This window comes from Bacillus sp. FSL R9-9492 (assembly GCF_038007365.1).
GTDB classification, from domain to species: Bacteria; Bacillota; Bacilli; order Bacillales; family Bacillaceae_G; genus Bacillus_A; species Bacillus_A mycoides.
Window position 1 is genome coordinate 5,108,408 of the sequence record NZ_JBBOXC010000001.1, and the last position, 22,973, is coordinate 5,131,380.

Annotated in this window: 24 protein-coding genes; 7 read left to right on the forward strand and 17 right to left on the reverse strand. The window is 33.7% G+C overall.

The window, feature by feature from the left end:
• Window positions 1–21: 21 nt before the first annotated feature.
• Both crcB (MKY70_RS26390) and crcB (MKY70_RS26395) read left to right on the forward strand, forming a co-directional pair.
• Window positions 22–426, forward strand: coding sequence for a fluoride efflux transporter CrcB (gene crcB / locus MKY70_RS26390; protein ID WP_341026432.1), 405 nt, complete (start codon window positions 22–24; stop codon window positions 424–426).
• Window positions 423–779, forward strand: coding sequence for a fluoride efflux transporter CrcB (gene crcB, locus MKY70_RS26395; RefSeq protein ID WP_002167412.1), 357 nt, complete (start codon window positions 423–425; stop codon window positions 777–779). Before crcB (MKY70_RS26390) ends, crcB (MKY70_RS26395) begins: the two co-directional genes overlap by 4 nt.
• Window positions 780–860: 81 nt before the next feature.
• Here the strand turns inward: crcB (MKY70_RS26395) and MKY70_RS26400 are convergent, their stop codons facing one another.
• The 7 genes from MKY70_RS26400 to MKY70_RS26430 form a co-directional block, all read right to left on the reverse strand.
• Window positions 861–1,076 (reverse strand): DUF3955 domain-containing protein, encoded by a 216-nt coding sequence (locus tag MKY70_RS26400; RefSeq protein WP_341026091.1) that lies wholly within the window; start codon window positions 1,074–1,076, stop codon window positions 861–863.
• Window positions 1,076–1,288 (reverse strand): helix-turn-helix domain-containing protein, encoded by a 213-nt coding sequence (locus tag MKY70_RS26405; protein WP_341026093.1) that lies wholly within the window; start codon window positions 1,286–1,288, stop codon window positions 1,076–1,078. Before MKY70_RS26405 ends, MKY70_RS26400 begins: the two co-directional genes overlap by 1 nt.
• 11 nt (window positions 1,289–1,299) lie before the next feature.
• Complete coding sequence (locus MKY70_RS26410; RefSeq protein ID WP_341026094.1) at window positions 1,300–1,779, reverse strand: DUF2975 domain-containing protein; 480 nt, start codon at window positions 1,777–1,779, stop codon at window positions 1,300–1,302.
• 31 nt (window positions 1,780–1,810) lie between these two features.
• The gene (locus MKY70_RS26415) at window positions 1,811–2,020 is read right to left on the reverse strand and encodes a DUF3955 domain-containing protein (protein WP_002129860.1); all 210 of its coding nucleotides are present in this window, start codon (window positions 2,018–2,020) and stop codon (window positions 1,811–1,813) included.
• A gap of 154 nt (window positions 2,021–2,174) precedes the next feature.
• Window positions 2,175–2,696, reverse strand: a complete 522-nt coding sequence (gene speG / locus MKY70_RS26420; RefSeq protein ID WP_060749293.1) for a spermidine N1-acetyltransferase — start codon at window positions 2,694–2,696, stop codon at window positions 2,175–2,177.
• Window positions 2,697–2,833: 137 nt separating this feature from the next.
• Window positions 2,834–3,238 (reverse strand): phosphate-starvation-inducible protein PsiE, encoded by a 405-nt coding sequence (psiE, locus tag MKY70_RS26425; RefSeq protein WP_044439305.1) that lies wholly within the window; start codon window positions 3,236–3,238, stop codon window positions 2,834–2,836.
• Between the two features lie 52 nt (window positions 3,239–3,290).
• Window positions 3,291–4,250, reverse strand: a complete 960-nt coding sequence (locus MKY70_RS26430; RefSeq protein ID WP_341026096.1) for a nuclease-related domain-containing protein — start codon at window positions 4,248–4,250, stop codon at window positions 3,291–3,293.
• A 459-nt stretch (window positions 4,251–4,709) separates the two neighbouring features.
• Here MKY70_RS26430 and MKY70_RS26435 point away from each other — a divergent pair, with 459 nt between their 5' ends.
• Window positions 4,710–5,675, forward strand: a complete 966-nt coding sequence (locus MKY70_RS26435) for a DUF4822 domain-containing protein (RefSeq protein WP_341026098.1) — start codon at window positions 4,710–4,712, stop codon at window positions 5,673–5,675.
• A gap of 270 nt (window positions 5,676–5,945) precedes the next feature.
• On the opposite strand, the gene MKY70_RS26440 is transcribed toward MKY70_RS26435, so the two are convergent.
• Window positions 5,946–6,377, reverse strand: a complete 432-nt coding sequence (locus MKY70_RS26440) for an Lrp/AsnC family transcriptional regulator (protein WP_002016035.1) — start codon at window positions 6,375–6,377, stop codon at window positions 5,946–5,948.
• A 167-nt stretch (window positions 6,378–6,544) separates the two neighbouring features.
• Here MKY70_RS26440 and MKY70_RS26445 point away from each other — a divergent pair, with 167 nt between their 5' ends.
• From MKY70_RS26445 to MKY70_RS26455, 3 genes are all read left to right on the forward strand, one after another.
• Window positions 6,545–7,126, forward strand: a complete 582-nt coding sequence (locus tag MKY70_RS26445) for a beta-class carbonic anhydrase (protein ID WP_341026099.1) — start codon at window positions 6,545–6,547, stop codon at window positions 7,124–7,126.
• A gap of 31 nt (window positions 7,127–7,157) precedes the next feature.
• A complete protein-coding gene (gene cynS / locus MKY70_RS26450) occupies window positions 7,158–7,607 on the forward strand; it encodes a cyanase (RefSeq protein ID WP_001081567.1) in 450 nt (149 codons plus the stop codon).
• Between the two features lie 127 nt (window positions 7,608–7,734).
• Window positions 7,735–9,015: a purine/pyrimidine permease gene (locus MKY70_RS26455; protein ID WP_078173409.1), complete on the forward strand. Its 1,281-nt coding sequence runs from the start codon at window positions 7,735–7,737 to the stop codon at window positions 9,013–9,015.
• A gap of 51 nt (window positions 9,016–9,066) precedes the next feature.
• On the opposite strand, the gene alo is transcribed toward MKY70_RS26455, so the two are convergent.
• From alo to MKY70_RS26485, 6 genes are all read right to left on the reverse strand, one after another.
• The gene (alo, locus tag MKY70_RS26460) at window positions 9,067–10,605 is read right to left on the reverse strand and encodes an anthrolysin O/cereolysin O family cholesterol-dependent cytolysin Alo (protein WP_002167407.1); all 1,539 of its coding nucleotides are present in this window, start codon (window positions 10,603–10,605) and stop codon (window positions 9,067–9,069) included.
• 568 nt (window positions 10,606–11,173) lie between these two features.
• Window positions 11,174–11,926, reverse strand: a complete 753-nt coding sequence (locus tag MKY70_RS26465; RefSeq protein WP_002192292.1) for an iron ABC transporter ATP-binding protein — start codon at window positions 11,924–11,926, stop codon at window positions 11,174–11,176.
• Entirely contained in the window at window positions 11,923–12,987 is a 1,065-nt protein-coding gene (locus MKY70_RS26470) for an iron chelate uptake ABC transporter family permease subunit (RefSeq protein ID WP_002089519.1), read from the reverse strand. The genes MKY70_RS26465 and MKY70_RS26470 overlap by 4 nt, the downstream gene beginning before the upstream one ends.
• Window positions 12,984–14,000, reverse strand: coding sequence for an ABC transporter permease (locus MKY70_RS26475; protein WP_002166486.1), 1,017 nt, complete (start codon window positions 13,998–14,000; stop codon window positions 12,984–12,986). The genes MKY70_RS26470 and MKY70_RS26475 overlap by 4 nt, the downstream gene beginning before the upstream one ends.
• 19 nt (window positions 14,001–14,019) lie before the next feature.
• Entirely contained in the window at window positions 14,020–15,033 is a 1,014-nt protein-coding gene (locus MKY70_RS26480; RefSeq protein WP_341026100.1) for a siderophore ABC transporter substrate-binding protein, read from the reverse strand.
• Window positions 15,034–15,464: 431 nt separating this feature from the next.
• Window positions 15,465–16,142 (reverse strand): response regulator transcription factor, encoded by a 678-nt coding sequence (locus MKY70_RS26485; RefSeq protein WP_113733821.1) that lies wholly within the window; start codon window positions 16,140–16,142, stop codon window positions 15,465–15,467.
• Window positions 16,143–17,067: 925 nt separating this feature from the next.
• On the opposite strand from MKY70_RS26485, the gene MKY70_RS26490 reads away from it, so the two are divergent.
• Window positions 17,068–17,910: a hypothetical protein gene (locus MKY70_RS26490; protein ID WP_341026101.1), complete on the forward strand. Its 843-nt coding sequence runs from the start codon at window positions 17,068–17,070 to the stop codon at window positions 17,908–17,910.
• 342 nt (window positions 17,911–18,252) lie between these two features.
• Here the strand turns inward: MKY70_RS26490 and MKY70_RS26495 are convergent, their stop codons facing one another.
• From MKY70_RS26495 to MKY70_RS26505, 3 genes are read right to left on the reverse strand one after another with little or no spacing between them, the layout of a single operon-like run.
• Window positions 18,253–19,107: a TniQ family protein gene (locus MKY70_RS26495; protein WP_341074622.1), complete on the reverse strand. Its 855-nt coding sequence runs from the start codon at window positions 19,105–19,107 to the stop codon at window positions 18,253–18,255.
• Window positions 19,108–19,162: 55 nt separating this feature from the next.
• A complete protein-coding gene (locus MKY70_RS26500) occupies window positions 19,163–20,299 on the reverse strand; it encodes an ATP-binding protein (RefSeq protein ID WP_341026104.1) in 1,137 nt (378 codons plus the stop codon).
• 6 nt (window positions 20,300–20,305) lie between these two features.
• On the reverse strand, window positions 20,306–22,969 hold the full coding sequence (locus MKY70_RS26505) for a TnsA endonuclease N-terminal domain-containing protein (protein WP_341026106.1): 2,664 nt from the start codon (window positions 22,967–22,969) through the stop codon (window positions 20,306–20,308).
• Window positions 22,970–22,973 lie beyond the last annotated feature (4 nt).

The following is a 22,973-nucleotide window of genomic DNA, read 5'->3' on the forward strand; positions in this document are numbered from 1 at the left end:
CTATTTAAAGAGGTGAGAAAATTGATTTATATTATCGTTGGCATCGCCGGCATATTAGGAGCCCTTTCCCGCTATTATTTAGGTCTTACTATTCATACATTTTGGCATCATTCTTTTCCATTAGCTACATTACTCATTAACTTAGCCGGCTGCTTCTTATTAGCATGGCTAACTACGTATATCGCCCGGCTAAACATCTTACCTTCAGAGGTTATCACAGGCATCGGGACTGGATTCATCGGTTCCTTTACGACGTTTTCAACATTTAGTGTAGAAACTGTGCAATTAATCAATCATTCTGAATGGAGCACGGCTTTCTTATATGTATCATGTAGCATACTTGGCGGCCTCATTATGTCTAGTCTTGGCTATACACTAGGTGATTTCTTAATTAAGAAACATCTTACGGAAGGTGATCGCTTATGATGGAAGCTTTATTAGTGGCAACTGGAGGGTTTTTCGGTGCGATTACACGATTTGCAATTAGCAATTGGTTTAAAAAAAGAAATAAAACACCCTTTCCAATTGCTACATTCCTTATTAATATAACAGGAGCATTTTTACTCGGGTATATAATTGGCAACGGAGTCTCTACAGGATGGCAATTATTATTAGGAACTGGATTTATGGGCGCATTCACCACATTTTCGACACTTAAATTAGAGTCCATTCAGCTTCTCAATCGCAAAAAAATTTACACATTCCTTTTATATTTAAGTACTACTTACATAATTGGTATCCTATTCGCATTCCTTGGAATGAAGCTCGGTGGAATATAAAAAAGCGACTCTATTGAGTCGCTTTCTTTCATAAGAAGTATGTCCCGCCATATGGAATGGAATGGAAAATAAAGTTAAACTTTATCGCGCTTGCTTTTTTCGAAACATCGAGAAAACAGCCACGAACAAAATCGCAATAATTCCAGTAAAAACAAATAAATAAGCTAATGGCATTAAGAAAAATGGTTCTACTAAAGTTCCATCTGGCTTCACTTCGGAACCAATTATATTAAACATAATTATACATAACACTCCTAAAAATATCGGACTAGACGCTAATAAGTATTTTTTCTTCATCATAATTCCTCCTTTTTATACTCTAAAATGTCACCTGGCTGACACTCTAAAACTTCACATATCTTCTCTAAAGTTGAGAATTTAATTGCTTTTGCTTTTCCATTTTTTAATATCGAGACATTCGTCGTTGTAATTCCTAATTTCTCAGATAACTCTGTCACACTCATTTTTCTTTTCGCTAACATTACATCGAGATTTACTACAATCGTCATAACAGAGCACCTCAAATCGTTAAGTCGTTATCACCTTTTATTTCACTTGCTCCTCTAATTAAATGAGAAAGCAAGGAAGTAAAAATCGATATAACGACTGAGAAGAATAAAATAAGTAATAGAATAACTAAAATGCTCGTATGATAATTTCCAGCTGCGAAAATATATAGTAATGCTCCGATATATAAAACACCTTCAGTCATAGATAAAATACTAATCCTCTTTAATCGATTCGCATTTTTTACAGTAAAGGCTTTGTGTGAGGCAATATCTGAACATATTTTCCACCCTAAAAATAAAGCGCTAAAAAATGGAATTCCTGTGATCCAAATGAACAGTACGAATGGCTTATATAGTCCCTTCAAATTTTCTGAAACTAACAATACCGCTCTTCCCGTTTCTGGCCCAATATATATGCAGAACAATAAACCAAAACATCCGCAAAGAATGATAATTAACTTTAACCATAATGACAATTCGTTTTGTTTCACAAAAACCCGCTCCTAAACTAACAGCATTTATCTATTGCTGTTTTTTCAACTTTGAAGTGATAAATCCAACTAGCAACACACCAATACCACTAAAGAACAATAGGTAGCTTACTGGTACTAGGAAAAAGAAAGGTTCTACAAGAAGCCCATTATCCGCCACTTTACTAGTTGTACCGTGCATTAATAAACAGGTAACTCCTAACGATATTAGTACGATAGCTAATAAAAATTTATTTTTCATAATATATTCTCCTTTAATTTCACAATTAATTTTTCCGCATTCCTTTTGCTACCCTCATAATAAGTCCCGGAACATTTTAAGTCAACAACTTTTTATCGTAAAACGATAAAAAGTTGTTGACTTAAATAACAAAAAGACTATAGACAATTATTGTCTATAGCCTCTTCACTCTAAAATATTCCTTCTGGAACATGCACATTCTTATCGCATTATGGTAGTTTCCATCAACGAAAAACTCGTCGAGAAGTTCTCCTTCTACCATAAATCCAACCTTTTTATAAACATGTACAGCCTTTTCATTCTCTTTATCAACAACTAAATAGAGTTTATGCATATTTAATACAGAAAAAGCGTAATCCATCGCTAAACGCGTCGCTTCCGCTGCATAACCATGTCCTTGATAATTCGGATCAATAATAATCTGGAATTCAGTTCTTCGATGAATATAATCAATTTCCACTAACTCAACTAATCCAACCATCTCATTATCTTTCTCCAGGATAAAACGGCGTTCACTTTGATCGTGGATATGTTTATCATATAAATCCTGTAGTTCTACAAAAGCCTCATACGGCTCTTCAAACCAATAAGACATAATATGTGCGTTATTATTAAGTTCGTGCACGAACTTTAAATCTTCCCGTTCTAAAGGACGTAACTTTAATTCCTGACTCATTTCTATAACCTCCAAGTAAAATAACCTCTTCACTTAATTTCTCAATTTTTTTCGATTTCAAACGTCCTAATTACATTGTAAACCTTCAAGTAACTTGAAGGTCAAGGCACAAAAAGTAGTGCAAACTTATGTCTGCACTACTCTTTTCTCAAATCCCTCATATTTGATATGTATAAAGAAATGACTAAAACGAGAATAGACCCTGCATATAACAACGTCTCCATCGGTTCATCGTGAGACACGATAATTAATCGAATTAAAGCCGTAATCCCGATATAAATAAAATACCGTAACGGAAAATGATAATTAGATTTAAAATACTTAATAATTAATGCGATAAACTCGAAGTATAAGAAGTAGACAATGATGCTTTCAACTAACTTATACGGTGTGTATTTCTTCGCTGAAAATATGTATTGAACAAAAGTAATCGTCTCGTTAATTAAAAAGATTGATAAAACAATGGATAATATGATTAACGCTATATTTAATATCCACTGTAAAACGCTAGCTATATAATGATCGATATTAAATGACTTCATTTTCTCTTTTAGCTCCCCTTCGTGTAAGTACTTATTCATTATAGCAAAATTATCATTGGAAAGAAGTTAAATCATATATTCGTCCTTTGTTTTCCCCTGTGTGGGGGATGTTCATTGTTTGGAGGAGTCTTTTAACAGCAGAGCTAGATTGCATATTAAGAAAATCCTTCAATTTTCTATTAGTAGTTATCATTTCAAATAGAAGTGTGTAATCTTGTAAAGCACGTAAATGAGCATGTTTAGACACACTATTACAGTTTGAGCAACGCCATCCCTGTTTTTCTTTTAACATTGCCATTGTAAAACATTCCTCACACTGTACGCCCTTTAGCAATTCCACTTTTTTAATTTTATATTGCGCAAGAATATTTTGTCGCTGTGGAGAATGCTCATTCATAATTTGATCTATAAGTCCATTTATATCGCCAAGCGATTTTTCTTTATATTGATTTTTAATTTGTTTTATTCTATTAGGTAAATTTGCACTGTGGATAACTTTACTAAGAAGTATTTTATCTGAAGTTTTAATAATTGTACGAGGTGAACTAATTACAACAAGGGATTCAATCGGAAGATTATGTAAACCATGTAGACTCAGCCATTTTCTCAGCTGCATCTCTTGCCGTTTCAGTTGTAAAAGCGGATCTGGGAAACCTTCTTCAGAAGCATCATCTGATATTCGAATGAGCTGATTAAACTTTGCATCAAAAATTAATGTACCAATAATATTTTTTATTTCAAGAAAAAGAAGAAAATATGAAGAAACTACAATCGTATCAATTTGAAAATAATGTTTTTGATCAAATAATCTTATATCATGTAAAATACTATATTCTGCTTCGGGTAGAAAACTAAGCGGATATTCAATTGCCTGCTCTCCTTTATAGCCAGCCATAAATTTTGCTAGATTTTCAGCCACCATACTCCTTTTTGGATGATGGATAGGCAATCTTCTAAGTAGAGCTTCTAACTGGAGCAAATGCATGGGCATTTTCCGCTCTTTCACAATCATCTTTATCCCCCTCCAAAATATATCAGCGATTTTTCAAATATATCGACCGCAACTCCAAATATATCAGCGATTTTCGAAATATATCGACTTACCGACAAAAAACGACACAAGATACATCCATAAAAACCCTATACATAGTATAGCATCACATCTAAAATCGCACTGTAATCATAATGATAATACCCCATTTTGATTACGGCATTTTCAAAATGGGGTATTATCATTCACCGTATATAAAAGTCCTTTTTATAAATATGAAAATTTTTTAGGAATTAGTTTATCTTTTTTTAATGATTTATTTAGAGGGAGTTTATACTCTGGGATTAACATAATAAACGTAGCAACTAAGTTCATTGATTCAACCTGAATCTTTTCATATAACAAAGATTCAGAAGGATGAACTACTACTATAATCGCAAACCGTACTAACTAAAATCATACAATAAGGAGACGATAAAAATGAATAAAAAAACAAAAGTACTATCATCCATACTGCTAGGATTCACATTAGCATTAACAGGTTGCGCTGGCACGAAAGCTGAAGAAAATCATAGTAAACAAAAACAAGAACAAGCTGCGAAAGATACTAAAAAGGAAAATAAGTTAACTAAAGGGCAAAAAATGGCTAATATTCTTAGCGAGACAAATTGGCAAGGTACAAGAGTGTATGACAAAGATAAAAATGACTTAACGAAAAAAAATGTAAACTTCATTGGTCTTGCAAAATATGATGCGAAGTCAGGAAGATATGAATTTTTTGATGCTAAGACTGGTGCAAGCCGTGGCGATAAAGGAACTTTCTTTGTCACAAATGATGGGAAGAAAAGAATATTAATTTCAGAATCAATGAAGTATCAAGCTGTTGTTGACATGACAAAGCTAAATAAAAATGTATTTACCTATAAAAGAATGGGGAAAGATGCTAACGGTAAAGATGTAGAAGTTTTCGTTGAACATGTTCCATATAAAGAAAAAGAGCTTTCTTTCACGGATCCGGATAAGCAGCTAAACTCTACTACAGGTGATATCGTTAAAAACGTGGATGGAGATAAAATTTTAGGCGGAACCCTTTGGCATGGAACAAAGGTATTAGATGAAGCCGGTAATGATGTAACGCAGTTTAATTCGAATTTTATAAGTCTAGCAAAATTTGATGACAAGTCTAATAAATACGAGTTCTTCAATAGCGAAACAGGTCAAAGCCGCGGTGATTATGGCTACTTCGATGTTGTACACGAAAATAAAATAAGAGCTCATGTATCAATTGGAAATAATAAATATGGTGCGGCTCTTGAACTTACTGAACTGAATAATAAGAAATTTACGTATAAAAGAACTGGTAAAGACCAAGCGGGTAAAGACATAACTATATTCGTTGAACATGAGCCTTATAAAGGTGATATGAAACCACAATTTAGTTTTTAATAAATTTTAATTCAAAATCCTGTACTGAGCTACAGGATTTTTTTAAAGAAAAATCATTTATGATTCCCTTGAAAAAAATTGTCTTATATCCCCCTCAACAATTCAGCACGATTGTTGAATATAATATCTCTCATTTTTTTAACAGCTTTAAAAAGCCTTACTACACATAAATTGTAGTAAGGCTCCGACTATTTAAGATGAAAATTTTATTATCTCTATACAAATAAGGTTTAGCAAATAAGGTTACTATAACCCTCAAAAAAAGAAATCTTATTTTAACTTTCCTATTGATAAGTTAACACGATAATTCCCATACTTTAATAGTCGCCCCAGAAAGTTATCCAATTCTTCATTAGAAGCAAAATGTGTTTTTAATAAATAACATCCCTCACCACTTATACGGTCTACTTCAGAAATCCCTTCTTCTTTTTGAAAGAAATTCATAAACTCTTGATGATTAGCTGTTGTTACGAATAAAGTAACAAATGCAGTCACTACTTGTCCTAATTTGATTCGGTTTATTGCGATTGTGTATTGCTCAATAATCCCTAAATCCTCTAATCTTCGAATTCGATTTCCTACAGCCTGCCCCGTCATATGTATTTTTTGACCAAGTTCTTTCCATTGTATTCTTGAGTTTTCTCCTAATAATTTCAGTATCTCAAAATCTGTTTGATCAATGATATAAACCAATCCTTTCATCGTGAAAGTAGAAAGCCAGAAAGTGTTTCGCCAACTTATTCTGCTTGTCGATACAATTCACTATACTTAGTTTATCCTCTTACATCACATTGTTTATCAGTTATATTTACTTATAACACAGAGGACGCAACAAAAAAATACATCTAGATTTAAAGGAGGTTACAAATATGTTATTACAAGAGATTTTATCGTTCAATGAACAATTTGTAGAAAATAAAGAATACGCTCCTCGTGAAGCGACAAAAATGCCTAAAAAACGTATGGTTGTTGTTTCTTGCATGGACGCTCGTTTAATTGAGCTACTTCCAAAAGCTTTAGATATACACGATGGTGATGCAAAAGTTATCAGAAATGCAGGTGGTAAAATTGCTTCTGCTTTCGATAGTGTTATGCAAAGTGTTGTCGCATCAGTATATGATCTAAATGCAGATGAAATCTTCCTTATCGGACACCAAAGATGTGGTGCGAGCCAAACTAATCCAAAAGGAACACTTCAAAAAATATTAGATCGTGGAGTAGCTTCACCAGAAATTTTATCAGCGATTGAATATGCTGGTGTTGACCTTGAAAAATGGTTATTTGGATTCGATGATGTCAACGGTTCAACTCAAGCTAATGTTGATTTAGTAAGAAATCATCCACTTATTCCAAAAGATGTTCCTGTACATGGTTTAGTTATTGATCCTCACACAGGTAAATTAGATTTAATAGTTGATGGATATAAAGCATTAAATGGTATGAAACATTAATTATTACTTAAATGAAGGGAAGTTATTAAATATGAATAGACAAGAAGCTACGCAAAAAATTATGGAAGCAAAAATTGCAAAAGGTTTAACATGGGAAGAAATTTCAAAAGTAAGTGAAAACTCTGAGACTTGGGTTGTAACAGCGTTATTAGGACAAGCTACAATGACACGTCCAGAAGCAGAAAAAATCGGTAAACTATTAGAATTAGATGAAGAAGTAGTTCAAGCATTAACAGTAGTTCCACTTAGAGGTCAAGTAATGCAAATGCCTCCTACTGACCCAATCTTATATCGATTATATGAAATGATGTTACAATACGCACCAACTCTTAGAGAATTAATTCTAGAAAAAGCTGGCGAAGGTGTAATGAGTGCAATTAACTTCAATCTAGGTGTGGACACACAAGAAGATCCAAAAGGTGGCGACCCTCGTATCGTGATTACACTTAACGGGAAATTCTTACCGTTCCGTACATGGTAATTAATTAAAAATCTATCTATATGATTAAAGTAATTTTATAGATTTACAAAATCCATCCTTTTTAATCTAGCTGTGTAGAAAGGATGGATTTTTACTATGAGATTCTTTTTATACAAGGGAGAATAATATGAATAAAAAATACGTCGATACGAGCTTTAGTATTCTACAGTGGTTTGTGTTTTTATTAGCAAATGCAATTGCATTGCCTATCATTATTGGTGGCATATTCCATTTATCAATAGAAGATATCTCAACATTAATGCAACGAACTTTTTTAGTTGTAGGAGTAAGTTCATTTATACAAGCATGGTTTGGGCATCGCTATCCCATAGCGGATGGGCCAGCCGGTTCATGGGTAAGTATATTTGTCATATTGGGACAAGTCGCTATGCATCAGGGACAAAGTGCAAAGGATGTATTACAACTTTTAGAAGGCGGATTAATTATTGCAGGTATATTACTCTTCGTCCTTGGTATAACAGGGCTTGTTCATCGAATTCTACGTTTATTTACACCCTTGGTTACAGGAACTTTTCTTTTAATATTATCTCTTCAGCTTAGTGGTGTGTTACTAAAAGGAATGATGGGATTACAAGGAGCTGTAACTCATCCTGATTATACAACGGCTGCTATTGCGCTCTTTGTTTTTGCCCTTATTACTTTCTTATCAATTAAAGGGAACGGATGGATGAAAAGTTACGCTGTGTTACTTGGAATTTCATGTGGTTGGCTTTTGTATGCTGTATTAGGAAAATCATCTCATATGCCTTCACACACACCGTTAGTTAAGTTACCAGAGCTATTTTCTTGGGGCACACCTAGATTAGATATTGGAATGGCTCTAACTGCAACTTTATTTACATTTCTTTTAGTTGCAAATACAATCGCTGCTATTTCGGCTGTAAAACAAGTGGCTCCGTTATCTAAAGAAAATGAAAAGCAAATACTGAACCGCGGCGTGTGGGCCGGAGGTATATCGCATATTATCTCGTCGTTGTTTTCTACAATTGGAATTGTACCATTACCTGCATCAGCAGGATTTATTCAACTAACAGGACAAAGAAAAGTGAAGTCGTTCCTTATAGCAAGTCTTATATTAGCAGGAATTTCTTTTATTCCTTCAATTGTAAACTTTATATCCTTGCTACCAGGTCCTATTGCTAATGCCGCACTTTTAGCAACATTTGTCCAAGTAATAGGCATTTCATTTCAATCCATTTTACGTGAAGAATTAAATCAACGCCGATTAACTATATTAGGAATTTCATTATTAATCAGTTTGGGAATAATGTTTCTTCCAGAAAGTGCATTTAGCGGCATTCCTTCTTCCTTACAATATGTTTTAAGTAATGGATTACTTGTGGGTACCATGCTTGTCATTCTATTGGAACAGTTTTGGAAAGAGTAAAATTTGTGACTAAGTAAAAAAGCGCCCTGCTTACAGGGCGCCTTTTTATACCTAATGACTAATACTAGCAGTTGGGTATAATGTTGTTCCTCCAATTGAAACTTTTATTTCATTTGTTAATGGAACATTTTGTTCATTAATAATTGTTCTCCACCATTCCCATGCAAGACCAGTACATTCTCTTGCTACGATTTTTATATTTTTTGAATTTGGTGGAAGAGGGATAACTGTAGAGTAATGAGCCGTTTTGTCTTTGCCGCTACCATCCCATGTTTTATGTGTTAGTACTTCTTTACCATTTTGATCAAATGTGAATTCATCCCAAGATACATCAAATTGCGCAACGTAAGCACCGTAATGATCCAGTGTCATTTTAGCACTTGAATATTCTGTAGTTGTCGTCTCGATATAATCTGTATTGTTATGAACAGCAGCAGTTGCATTATCTTTTAAAAAAGTACTTGTATATGAAATTGGGTATGCTGGATTTTTAAGACTTAATTCAGCATTATCTTTAATGATATTTCGGATTTCATTGAAATCTTTAGTAACAACCTTGTTATGCTCTTTCGCATCTCCGCCTAATACTACAGCAGTAAAAGTACTTTCTTCAAAAATATCTTTGTACTGTCCATTCGTTTCGACGCTGTTATTCTTAAGTAAGGCTTTAAAAGCAGCTTGTACATCTTTGCTCTTAGATGTTGTTTCTAATTTTACATAAACAGTTCTACCATAAGCTACATTTGAGACCATAACAGGTGGGGCCGAATTACTTACACCTTTACGAGTTAACTCACCAAAAGTAACACTATTATCAAAAAGATCGGATGGATTGTTAGGTAGTTCAGCACTTACGGTATAAAATATTTGCTTATATGCCGCTACCATCACTTTTTTCTCTCCATTTGCAACCGCATTAAAATCAATGTTTAGACTGTTATCAAGATATTTGGCGTTAACGTTAAGGGCACTTGCGATTTGTGATTTACTATAAACCATTGATTCTGTATACTGCATTCTTGCAGGTAACGTATGTGTTTTAGAATACTTTTCATTCCAAGTAGATACTAAATCATCTACTGCTCCAGCCACATTACCATATGTCGGATTCTGGACAGTAATTGTATTTTCTTTTCTCATGCCAGGTAAGTCTATACTAATATTTAAAGGCTTTCTCTTAGCCACTAATAAACTCGGTTGATTGTCTGCAAAAGCTTTATTTGCAAGTTGTACCGCTCCTGGATACGTACGATTCACCACAGAATCAATAATCGAAATATCGACTGGTGAAGTTGTAAGTGATTTTTTCTCGCGTTCCACTACTACAAATTTACCATTTGAATTGATACTTTCTTTCGGAACAAAACTCTCTACCTTATCACCATTTACAGCTAAAACCTCTTGATTATTATATTTAAGATTTGCTATACCAGTATCAATGCCACTAGCATTTTTGGTTACATCAGTTGCATTACCTACTTGTGTTTCTGCGAAGGAAATAGATGAATAATTAATAGTGCATAGACTAACTAATAAACACGCAAGGAACTTTCTTCTTTTAGTGTTTTTCTTAATATTCAGAAAAATCACCCCGTTCTTTTTTTAGTAAGATATGATAATGATTGATAAATGATAGCTAACTAATAAACCTACATAAATGCTTTCAAAAGTTCTTGAATTAACGGGATTACGCCACCTACAAATTTCAAAACTGCCATTGCGATTTCCATATTATTCCCTCCTTTTTTATTGCTACGAAAATGTGATTTATCTTTATGCCCTCATTATAGTGACCCCTTACACTTTTATCAATACACTCTTATATGCAATATTACATACAAAAAAAACAAGCTAAATTCTTATAAAAAGTTATACAGAGATAAATTTTTCGTTTGGTAAATACTTGAAATACGAAGCGTTCCTTTGCATTTCATGAGTAATTTACAAGTTTATTGTTGGAAGCATCGCAGGACCGGAAGTAATGAAATACATGTAGGACTGTTACGAGCAGCCAGAAATATTAAGAGTTATCATGGGCAACCGCATTAAAAAAAGCTGCTGCCTATAAAATACAGACAGCAACTTCAACTAGAGTAGCTGGCATGATTTACACAAGCTACAGTATTTTTTTGACATACTCATTTTTTACACTTTGTAACTAATAAACAGCAATTGGCCCATAAGGACCATTGATAATTTCTATTTTTGTTTCAAAAATATCTGTCAAAATTTCCGGGTCCATAACCTCTTCTACTGTTCCAAAAGCAGCAATTTGTCCATCTTTCATAGCACAAATTTTATCAGAATATTTGGCTGCAAAATTTATGTCATGCATAACAGTCAAAATTGTTCTTCCAAATTCATTAGCCGCACGTCTCAAATGCTCCATCATTTGAACAGAACGAGCAACATCAAGGTTGTTCAGAGGCTCGTCCAAAAGTACATATTCAGTCTCTTGGCACAATACCATCGCTACATATGCCCTTTGTCTTTGACCACCAGAAAGCTCATCTAAATATCTATTCTCTAAATTAGTTAAATCTAGAAAATCGATATATTTAGAAATAATAACTTCATCCTCTTTAGTTAATCTTCCCTTTGAATAAGGAAAGCGCCCAAATCCAACTAATTGTCTAACAGTAAGCCTAGTTACAAAATGATTCTCTTGTCGCAATATAGTCAAAACTTTTGCTAAGTCTTTTGATTTGGATTCAGAAACATCCATATTTGCTACCTGAATTTGGCCTTCATCCATATCTAAAAGTCTTCCAATCATCAATAGTGTCGTTGACTTTCCAGCGCCATTTGGTCCAATTAAAGAAGTAAAGCCCGCTTTTGGTATTTCAATATCCAAAGGTCCTATTTTCACCTTATCAGTATAGAACTTTTTAACATTATCAATTTTTATCATAAAGCCCTCTTCCTTAAAACTATAGTTAAGAATATTATTCCACCAAATAATTCAATAATAACTGAAACTACACCTTGAGCATGGAATACATGATACATTAAAAAGTATGCACTCGTCATTATCAAAAATCCTATTGCAAAAGCCATTGGAAAAATATATCTATGATCATAAGTTGACGCCGCCTGATAACTCAAAGTTGCTACTAAAAAGCCGTAGAAAGTAAGTGGCCCAATTAGAGCTGTTGAAATGGACATCAAAATAGCAACTAATACAAGCGTATAAATTACACTAGGTTGATATTTAACTCCAAAAGAAGTAGCAACATCCTTTCCTAGTGACAAAACATTCAAATTCTTAGAATGAGCAAAAATTAATACTGCTACAATTATGATCATAGGAATTACAATAGGAAAATATGCAGGATCTGCGTGATTAACAGAACCAAATAATTTCGCTTGTAAAATATCAAACTCTGAAGGCGCAAGTAGCTTTCTCATAAAAGTTGACACAGAATTTAGTCCGGTACCAATAATAATTCCAACTAAAAGCATAAGTTGTAAATTCCCGTATTTACCGGAAAGTAACCATCCATAAAGTATCAAACTCATGAAGACCATAACAACAACTTGGAATACAAACGATCCAATTCCATTAAAGTTTATTAATGCACTAGCACCAAAGAAGAATATTGTACTCGTATGAATTGCTGAATAAAGTGATTCGAAACCTAAAAGCGAAGGAGTAATAATCTTATTGTTCGTAATAGATTGGAAAGCAACTGTCGACAAGCTATGGCAAACTGCAGCAATAATCATCGCAACAATGGCTATTATCCTTCTCTTAACAACTGGGATAAAAGAAGGTGAATCTATCGGAACTGGATTGTTATAAACTAAAAGTCCATATGAAGAAAGGAGACCTAAAGCGATCAATGTTATCAGTACAATCCAATAACGTCTTGCTTCCTTCTTAGAACGAAAAGCGCTAGCTGATCTACTTTCATTATGAAGGCTAGAATCGATTTCGACATTTTCTTTATTTCTATAGTCTAATGTGATCATCGCAGCCTCCTTGGTTTTCTTTTTCTCAATAAAATAGTAATAAATACGACTGCTCCCACTGTTGCAAGTATTAAAGAAACAGGTACTTCAAAAGGCTTTATAATTGTTCGAGAAATGATGTCACAGGCAGTTATTGTCCCCATTCCGATCACACATACCCAAGGTAAATTACTCCTAAGATCATCTCCCCTAAACATTGAAACAATGTTTGGAACAATTAATCCCAAGAAAGGTAAGTTTCCAATAACAGCTGCAACAATTCCAACTGCAACAGAGATAAGGCCAGTCCCAAAAAGAACAATTCTATTGTAATTAACTCCAAGGCTTGTTGCGACATCTTCTCCTAGTCCAGCTAAAGTCAATCTATTAGCATACATAAAAATAAGCAAAGTAACGATAACAATCAGCCATAAATATTCATATCTTCCCACCTGAACGGTAGCAAACGAACCTACGAACCAAGTTTCAATACTTTGCGTCATTTGAAAAAGGAGTCCCAAAAAAGTAGACACTGCAGAAATAACTGCTCCAAGCATCAATCCGATAATCGGGACAATTAAAGACGAACGAAGTTTAACTCTTCTTAAAAATAGAAAGAAAATCATAGTTCCTATAAAAGAAAAAATGATTGCACCAGTCATTCTTTGAACTAACGTCGGGGCAGGAAATAATAAATATACAAAAAGCAGGCCTAAGCCTGACCATTCAATAGTCCCCGTTGTAGTAGGTTCAACAAAACGATTCTGTGTAATTAATTGCATTACGAGCCCTGCCATCGCCATTGCAGCTCCAGTAAGCATTAATGCAACTGTTCTCGGAACACGAGTGATGAAAAACATCTCCATTCCGTCCTCTTGTCCACGTATATCATAAACTCCAGTAAACAGTGATATAATCCCTAAAATTATAACAACTATAATCGCTATTATAAAAGGTTTTGTCCATATTTTATTGTGATTATAAAACTGGGGTTGAGAAATATTCTCAACCCTAGAAATCATATTTTTTGACACTGTTTCGTACTCCTTTACACTACTTAGCTAAAGTTTTTGCGATATTTCCAAATAACTCTATATAAGTCTCAATTGATTCATTTGTGTAAGTATCTGCTGGTGCATAAATAACTTGTTTTTTAGAAACAGCAGTTGTGTTTTGAAGAGCAGGTGATTTAGAAATAACATCTTGAGCAGGAGCTGAAGTAGCAGCATCAGATGTTGCAGCATCACGATCTAATACGAAAAGCCAATCAGGATTTGTTTGTGCAATAGCTTCAACAGAAACGTCATCACCTTTATGACCTGCAGTAGAATTAGACACTTCTAGTGCTGGAGTCCAACCGAAAATCTCATACATTGGTCCCCAAACGCGACCAGAGTGAGGAGCAGCAAAACCAATATTCCCACCAGTAACGATAACACTCATAACTTTATCTTTTCCATTATAAGAAGATTTTACATTTTCAATAGATTTATCAAAATCAGCTACTACTTGTTTAGCTTCTTTATCTTTATCAAAGATTTTTCCTAAAGAAATTGTAGAATCTTTAAGTCCTTTTACTAAGTTTTCTCCAGGCTTAGTAGCTTTCTCAGAAACATCAACATTAAGATCGATAACAGCTGCATTTGGCACTAATTTTTTGATTTCTTCGTAATGGCCAGCAAATCTTTGACCAACGATTACAAGTTCAGGGTTTGCCGCTGCAATAATTTCAAGATTTGGTTCGCGGTGATTTCCAATATTTTGAACTTTACTATCCTTTACATATGCTGAATCTGCAGGCATTACATCCTTTGGAGCAGCCGCTAATTTAATTCCCCAATCAGCTAAAGTTTCAAAAGTTCTATTATCTAAAGCAACTACATTTTTTGGATTTACAGGGACTTTAACAGTTCCATGTGCATCAGTGATTTCAACCGTTTTTGGCTTATCACTACTATCACCTTTATTAGCTTTCGAAGTTTCCTTACTTGAATCTGAGCAAGCTACTAACATTAAAGTGAAAATTGCTAGAATACTTACTAATTTTAAAAGCATAGTTTTTTTCATACGTATACTCCTTATAATGTAATTTAGTTTGAAAATGATAACGTCCATAGATTAAATTAGATAGTAACTTTTATGCATCTAAATTGCTATTGATAATCATTTTCATTTGAACATCCTGTTAATAAGTATAGTCATTAATTATGTGAAAATCTTGTGAATGGTGTGAGTTAATAAAATTAAACATACATTAGATACAGTCTCATCTAATGCGCACCAGAATCATCCCCCACACGTACTAATCAATAGATTGGGCACCTTATAAACCATGATTTCTACTGCAAAAAAAATGCCCATTAATAGTTAATTTTTTCATAATCCATTGCCTGGTAGCAATCTTCTTTTTATAGTTTCCGTCTTTTAATATTTCACAGAAACTATTTGATTATCAGGTTTAATAGAAAAAACTGTACTTTACCTATTATCTTATTTTATCATTCAATCATTGAATAGCCCCTGCCATGTATCGTTTGAATATATCTATCTCTCTTCTCGCACTTTAACTTTTTTCTTACATACCCAATATATAAATCCACTACATTGGGATTGACTACTACGTTATATCCCCAAACCTGGTTCAAAAGCATTTCACGGCTCAATATTGTATTTTTATTCTTGATTAAAAATACAAGTAAATCGTACTCGCGCTTAGTAAGCATGAGATTTTTACCACCTTTTTTCACAATATTGCTAGATGCATCAACAAAGAGATCTTTAAACTGAAAAAAGTTTGTCTCATTTTGCTGGATACAGTCACTTCTCCTTAAAATAGCTTGAACCCTCGCTACTAATTCTTCTTTCACAAATGGTTTTCTAATATAATCATCTGCTCCTGCTTGTAGCCCTGCTATACAATCCTTGCTAGAAATATTGTCGGTCACAATAATTATCGGTGTCGTTTTAACAAGTCGTATTTGTCTACAAATTTCTGGTCCCGATATACTTAATGAATCCCAATCCAATATGATAATATCCCAATTTTGTTCATATATTATATTTAAACCTTGGTTTTCATTGTGAAGTTTTAAAATGAAATAGCCCTCTTGCGTTAGACCGCTTACGATTTTCTTTGCAAAAGACCGTTCATTCTTAATTACTAACACCTGCTTCACCGATGGTTCACCTCTACTTCAATATAACTTAGTTAGATAAAAAATTATCCAAAAAAAATAATTTAAGATTTATAAATATTAAATCCCTAAAAAAAGCCGTTATAACAGCTTATTAGGAGAACTCTATATAATCTTACAATAGATATGGATAAAAACACAAAATATATGAAGATTTAAATGCATATTATTTAATCATTAAGAGCAACTATATTATCTAGCTGCTTATTATCAATAACTATTCCCTCAGTTTCTGTTTCAAGGGTACCGCCCCATCCCCTGAAACTTAAGTATTTTATAAAACCACAAAACAAAAAGAACCATACCCCCGCCACTCTGGCAAAGTTATGGTTCATATCATACAAAATAATGTCACTTTACCTATAAGTTGGCCGCGGTTGGAAGCATAAGTTGGCCAGAAAACACTTATTTTTGCAGATAATTATCTAATTATTCAACAGGATTGGAAACATAAATTGGCCGTGAGTTAATTATTAACCCATAAGCTGACCTTGAATTTCACAAAACAGCAAATAAAAATACCTATTACCTCCATATTCACTACTCCGCAGTAAATATTTTTTCTAATGTCAGGCCTATTATTTTATTCAATAATAGGCCAAAGGATAAATGACGCATCTGAGCAGGCCTTACCAGCATATAAATAACTTGGGGATTTTCGTTCTACTGAATTTATTAGTGAGAACTCAAATTTCATAGCTTCCTCCATTCTTAATGTGAATGATCTGTATTTTCAAAAACAATAACAATAACAATAACAATAACAACAGTACCCTTTTAATTTCCTTTTATCCATAATAAATGATATAAGCAGGATTTTTGACCATTATCAAGAATTAGTTTCATAGCCCTATATTAGCTTTTGATTGAAATAATTTTAAAAATGTATAAGAAAGAGAGATAATCTATGAAAGAAATAAATTTTAAACTTATTGCACAATACATCGAATTCGATACAGAGGAACAACAAGTTGACACTGAGATACTAACAGAGCATTCTTTCTATAGTTCCCGTATTAAAAGTAATGATTTAGAGGTATTATTTCAGGAATTAATGGAAATAAAAAATGATTGGTTAACTTACACCTTTGATGAAAATGAAATGACTATTTCTATCATTATTACTCTTAGCTATCCTTATTGTAATGGAAATAGAGACATCAAAATTTCAACAGAAATATTCGAGTTAACTGAGAAATTTGTACAGAGTAAAAAAGATTTTATAGAAGGTATAAAAAACGATGATGACGATAGTAAAAATGCTGAACAAGGATTTTTAATAAAAATAGGCGGAAGAGACGAAGGGATATTTAACGTTTGTGAAATTGAACAAAACCTGCGAGAAGCAAATATCGAATTTGATATTATCACAAACAAAGTAAAAAGAAGTGAAGCAGGTGCAGGAGATCTTCTTGTAGAAGCAATTATCTTCATAAAAGATTCAATTGCTTCTGGTATTGCATGGGATATCATTAAACCAATTCTTCTGATGGGTGCAGGTGCAGCAACTAAAAACCTCTTCCAGCATAGAACAGATACGGTTAACTTTAAAAGATTAAAAAAAGATGTAGCAATGAGATGCAATTCAAAAACAAAAGAAGTACTTTTATTTGATATGTTTAAGGACGAATCGAAAAATGAATATTGTTTTATTTTCAAAGTAAATAATTTAGATATAAGTATTCTATGTGATGAAAATTATAATATTAAAGAGTACAGTACCAATATAGCCTCAGAAATAGTTAATTGATTAGTTGGGACAAATTAAAACTCAAATAAAGTGTATGCAATCTAAATTTTTTATATTGCTCACGTTAATCTAAAAAAGGAATCAATTTTTGATTCCTTTTTAATTTTTATACCCATTCCCCCCCCCTCAAACACCCTTTGAATCAGACTTATCCATCACTTGAGCCATTGGTATCTTCTTATCTACAAAAACATTTCTTCTCGCTAAAAAATTAAATTGTATTTATCTAACATAGCATAAATTGGCTGTAAGTTAATTATTAACCCATAAGCTGACCGTGAATTCTACAAAACAGCAAATAAAAATACCTATTAGCAGCATAGGATATTCAAAATTACTAGCTTATTCATTAGAATCTTTATATGATACACCCATTACCTCTAACAAAGGTGTTCTTGTATAATAACTTAATAATAAAAGAGCTCGTAACGGCAGTCTTTTTTGTGACCTTCGTAGGATAGCTCTTAAAGAAATGGGATGCATATCTGTTACTGAGCAAAATTCTTTTTGATTCCCTTGAAAAAACTTTCTCATATTTCCCTCAATAATAGAACACACTAGTTCCATTGTAGGTGGAATGACATATGGTGCTATTTCCAATAATTCTTCTATACTTCTATTAATCCATTCATCCCGTTCAGTTAAATTATGTTCTTTCTGAAGAAATTTATATTCTTTTTGTCCTAGCCAATTACCACACCTATAACAATATCCTGGGCGATCTATCTTGGCAGATTGCGACTTTTCACATTTAGGATTAGGACATAAATATTCCAATTTTCTTTTGTGCCTTAAACATGCACTTGTACTAGTCAAATACCACATTAAAGGCTCATATATTTCTTTGTTAGCTTCACTCCATTCATCAAAACATTCTGGACACCACTTCGTATCACAATAAAACATCCTATTATGTATGACTTCTTTCCAAGTTAACATCGTCATATACTTAAAACCTTTTTGTAATGTTAATAATTCTAGTGATTCAGCAAGCATTGTGGCTGTCTTCCCCGTACCGTAAAATGAGGCACTCCACCAACGAGGCACTGATGCAAATTGCTTAGGGTACAAAGACCGCTTACAAGGGTGTAATGCTATAGTATGAGCAGCAAGCGTTGTTAACTCAACATTATGCGCTAAAGCTAACCTCCCAAGATAGCTCATTAAGCATTCCACCATAGGTGTTCCAACATTCATAGGTTCTAGAGAATATAAATAACTAGCTGAGCACTTTCTTGATATATACATATCTTTACCCCTCAAGATATTCTTGTTTTCCCACAGGATCTCGTTTCGGCTTACGCCTTCCTACGCCACTTTTTGGAGTTGCATCTTTTTTAGCGCTTTTTTCTTTTTCCCTAGCCTTTAATCCTATCTTATATAGTAAATCTATCCTATCTTGTTCATTCTCTTCAAATAAATCTTCACCTTGCTCAATTTCCTCAATCAACATCTTCAAAGCATTAACAGGCATTGCATATGTATATAGCATTTCTTTAGTTATCGTTTTCCTTCTATTATAAATAGCATCTCCTAAACAACGTGTGAGCCAGTCCTTGAGTATCCCTATGCACCCTAAAGTACGTTCATAAATAAAATCTGCATGTTCAAGTAAATTCGGTTCTTCTTCTAAAGGCAATTCTTTCTGTAGCATATGGATTATTGAAAGAAAAGTACGGTAATCCTCCAAATCACTCGCTCTGTATCTCGGGAATTGTATACTTATTGTTCTACGACTGAGCTGTGCACTTAGATTAAAAAATTCTTTTAACTCGTAAGTTCCAATTAATATGTGTGGAACTTTCGTATTATTAGCTAGCGATTTTATTGTATCTAACTGGTTTTGCAAACTTTTGGCACCAGACACCTTAAGCAAATGCTGTGCTTCATCAACTATACAGGCCACAGGATTTCTAAATCTAAAGGCGTTTTCAAGTGATCGTCTCAAGGCATACCAAGGAGATTTACTATTATAATCCTTCTTCATAAGAATATTTCTATTTTCTAAACAAATCTTATGATCTATCAGCGGTTCCTGTAATTCCTCTAAAGTTCGATAATAATAATCTTTCCAGTGAAACTTTCCAGAGTCGAAACCCACAATTTCGGTTCTAACTATAGGTATTCTGCCTTTATCATTTTCTAACTCTTCTCGCATCTCTTGGATGAAATACTTTTCTAGCCCTTGGGCTAGGGTAGTTTTCCCCACCCCGCTTGGCCCAAGTACTAAAACAATAAAAGTTCCCGCTGGATTATGAATGTAAGAAATAAGTTGTTCTTTCACTTGTTTGATGATAGGATGCTCGATTACCATGTCCTCAAATTTTTTTAACTTACTTTCTTTATCAGAAAGTTCAAAGCCATTAAACTTCCTTTCAATTTCGTCCATTTAATATCATCCTCCTTTTCGGTAGATCTCGAACTCTTGAAATTCCATATTTTTTATCAAATCTTTAGTATTGGTTGCAGAAGGTACAGGTAAATCCAACTCAACTTCACGTTGATTATCCTTAGAAGCTAATGTGTTTTTTAGACTTCCAGCCATTAATTTTTCTTTTTCCTCTATCCCATTAATAAATTCAGCAATTTTTTTAGCTGTAACAGTATAGCCTTTTGCGTGATTTTGCTTTCTTTTCTTAATCTCTTCCATAGCCAGTTTTAGCTCTCGCTCTGTTTTCCCTTTTAGCACATGGTAATACTCTGATGTACAAGTTATCCATTTCTTATTTACATAAGCATACGCCATACCTATATCAAATGGATCATACCTCACAGGTACACTCTGTTTTTCCAATACTGGACTATTAAATGCAGGATTCCAGTAATTTATATAATTAACTTTCACACCCGTGCAGGAATTTACTTTAGCGACTCCACTCCTTGTGGATGGCAAAGTCGTAACTATAAAATTTTCGTCATACGTAATAAGTTCTAATCTTCTTTCTCCTGTTCTATATATCCCTTCATTAAATGCTTCGTCAGGAGTCTGTCCTTCTAAAGCTGGATGTATATTATCGCTATATACCGTTGATACCCATTTTTCTAATGCTCCATATAGCGCTTCTAAGGTCCAAACAGCATGATTTACAGGATTCACTTTTTTCGTGACTTGGCGAACATTTTTCGTAATTTTAGTGTTCCCTTGCAAGTTATGAATGAAATTAGAATTTGAAGTTCCAAATAATCTCTCAATTACATTACCAAATCTAGATTTGGCTGGTGGCCTTACTTTTTTATTAATTTCATACATAGCTGTAAATGTATCAAAGTAAATACTGTGGAACTCTTTTCCTCCATCCACTACGATGGATTGTGGTAATCGATGATACTTACGTACACATTCTCTTAGAGTCATCATAACCGATCTGTAACTGGCCGATTCAAATGAAATGTGATATGACAGAATAGCTCTGGAATAGGCGTCTACTAAGAATGTCAGCCATGGTCTCCCTAATACTTTACCTGTTTTAGAGCATACGAGCTGTACATCTAGCTGAGTATGATCTATATGAGTTATCTCAAATGGCCTATCCCCATGTCGTGGAACACTATGATCCAAGTTCCAATAAAATGATTCATGTTTGTAAGCCGCCCGATCTCCTTGCCTCTTTTTGACTTGTTCATAGCGATTTCTATTCTGAACTGTTGTACAGAAAGTCTTATAACTAGGCACTAGGATGTTTTTACTCTCACAGAGATTAACTAATTGTCCGTATACAATAATCTTATTTTTTTGTTTAAGGTTTTCATACTCATCTTCAATTACCTCTTCCATTAAGGTTATGGTTTCTACCGGAAGCCTTTGATCTCTATTCCCCTTCTGCTGGTGCTTTGGGAGTAAACCTATATATCCACTTCCATATAATTGCTGTCCTTCTTTATAATTTTTTATCCACCGCCTAAGGGTCCGTTCAGAAGCTTCGTTACTAGGTATTTCCTCTTCATTTAGCCTTCGCTTAACTAAATTCATTCTGTTATTAGCTATTGCTAGCTCTTCTGGTCCCGCTTCTAATAAAATGTCCAGATAGGGAGCATACTTTCGACTTCCGCTCTTCTCATCTTCGGGCACTACCTTTCCATTATTAAGTAATTCAACAAAATACAGTTTTGGTAGTTCTAAAAAAGCATTTTCATCTGAATAAAGATAAACAGATTTGAAACCCATATTTAAAACTATCCATGTAACTCCATCCCACATAACAGTTGAGTTAATATTTACGGTAAGGGCTGTTACTGGATAAGTGTTTTCAGGCTTTGTTGAACGGATACTTTCAAAAGCTGCACTATGCTGTTCACTTAAAAAGACCGGGACATCACTGGACTTAGCAATGATGTATTGCTCTAAATCTATATACAATTCATTTGTAGCTACCAAAGTATATACATCATCAGCATCTGTTGTTTTTAGGGAGACAAGCAATTCAGCTAGTTTCATTCCTAATTCGGAAGCAAGAATATTCCTTATTTCTCTTTTCTTTTCTTCAGATACTGTATAGTTTTCATTCTTCAAATAATCTTCTAGAAATATAAGATTCCTGTATAAGTTTAAATTCACTTCAGCCGATGTTCTCACACAAAATTCCAAGCCAATTTGGCTGGCTGCCACTTCAGCTGGCGGACATCGCCAACACCCCTCCTCATCTTTGAAATACCTAACTGGATCTTTTTGTGATAATTTAATTAGTTGTTCTTCTGTTTTCCATTCCTCAATCTGCACACCATCTCTTCTTAATACTAAAAAATCCGGAGTATAAAAAAACGATATTCTCCGCCCATTTTCACGAGTATAATCTAACTTTAAAGTAATAGGTTGGTCATAATATTCGAGTACATCGTCATCATACTCTGCTAAATAAATAGCAGCTAACTCAACAGTGTGACTTTCAAATTGAATCGACATCCCCATTTTTTTACTAGGATATCTTCCAGCTACATTATATTTTGAGCTTCTCACACTTCGAGACGGAGGAGATGTTCTAATCTTTTGGACAGTTTCAATCGTTTCTTTCTTGAAATCCATCAGTGTACACCAACTTTGAAATTCCTGTTCACTTAACATAAGT

Bases quoted from the DNA above. Each gene is read 5' to 3' on its own strand.
- MKY70_RS26415 (WP_002129860.1), bottom strand. From the start codon at position 2,020: ATGAAAAATAAATTTTTATTAGCTATCGTACTAATATCGTTAGGAGTT.
- speG (WP_060749293.1), bottom strand. From the start codon at position 2,696: ATGAGTCAGGAATTAAAGTTACGTCCTTTAGAACGGGAAGATTTAAAG.
- MKY70_RS26440 (WP_002016035.1), bottom strand. From the start codon at position 6,377: ATGAAAGGATTGGTTTATATCATTGATCAAACAGATTTTGAGATACTG.
- MKY70_RS26480 (WP_341026100.1), bottom strand. From the start codon at position 15,033: ATGAAAAAAACTATGCTTTTAAAATTAGTAAGTATTCTAGCAATTTTC.
- MKY70_RS26400 (WP_341026091.1), bottom strand. From the start codon at position 1,076: ATGAAGAAAAAATACTTATTAGCGTCTAGTCCGATATTTTTAGGAGTG.
- cynS (WP_001081567.1), top strand. From the start codon at position 7,158: ATGAATAGACAAGAAGCTACGCAAAAAATTATGGAAGCAAAAATTGCA.
- MKY70_RS26505 (WP_341026106.1), bottom strand. From the start codon at position 22,969: ATGTTAAGTGAACAGGAATTTCAAAGTTGGTGTACACTGATGGATTTC.
- MKY70_RS26470 (WP_002089519.1), bottom strand. From the start codon at position 12,987: ATGATCACATTAGACTATAGAAATAAAGAAAATGTCGAAATCGATTCT.
- MKY70_RS26435 (WP_341026098.1), top strand. From the start codon at position 4,710: ATGAATAAAAAAACAAAAGTACTATCATCCATACTGCTAGGATTCACA.
- MKY70_RS26445 (WP_341026099.1), top strand. From the start codon at position 6,545: ATGTTATTACAAGAGATTTTATCGTTCAATGAACAATTTGTAGAAAAT.
- MKY70_RS26490 (WP_341026101.1), top strand. From the start codon at position 17,068: ATGAAAGAAATAAATTTTAAACTTATTGCACAATACATCGAATTCGAT.
- MKY70_RS26465 (WP_002192292.1), bottom strand. From the start codon at position 11,926: ATGATAAAAATTGATAATGTTAAAAAGTTCTATACTGATAAGGTGAAA.
- MKY70_RS26495 (WP_341074622.1), bottom strand. From the start codon at position 19,107: ATGAATGTTGGAACACCTATGGTGGAATGCTTAATGAGCTATCTTGGG.
- psiE (WP_044439305.1), bottom strand. From the start codon at position 3,238: ATGAAGTCATTTAATATCGATCATTATATAGCTAGCGTTTTACAGTGG.
- crcB (WP_002167412.1), top strand. From the start codon at position 423: ATGATGGAAGCTTTATTAGTGGCAACTGGAGGGTTTTTCGGTGCGATT.
- MKY70_RS26455 (WP_078173409.1), top strand. From the start codon at position 7,735: ATGAATAAAAAATACGTCGATACGAGCTTTAGTATTCTACAGTGGTTT.
- MKY70_RS26405 (WP_341026093.1), bottom strand. From the start codon at position 1,288: ATGACGATTGTAGTAAATCTCGATGTAATGTTAGCGAAAAGAAAAATG.
- MKY70_RS26500 (WP_341026104.1), bottom strand. From the start codon at position 20,299: ATGGACGAAATTGAAAGGAAGTTTAATGGCTTTGAACTTTCTGATAAA.
- MKY70_RS26430 (WP_341026096.1), bottom strand. From the start codon at position 4,250: ATGATTGTGAAAGAGCGGAAAATGCCCATGCATTTGCTCCAGTTAGAA.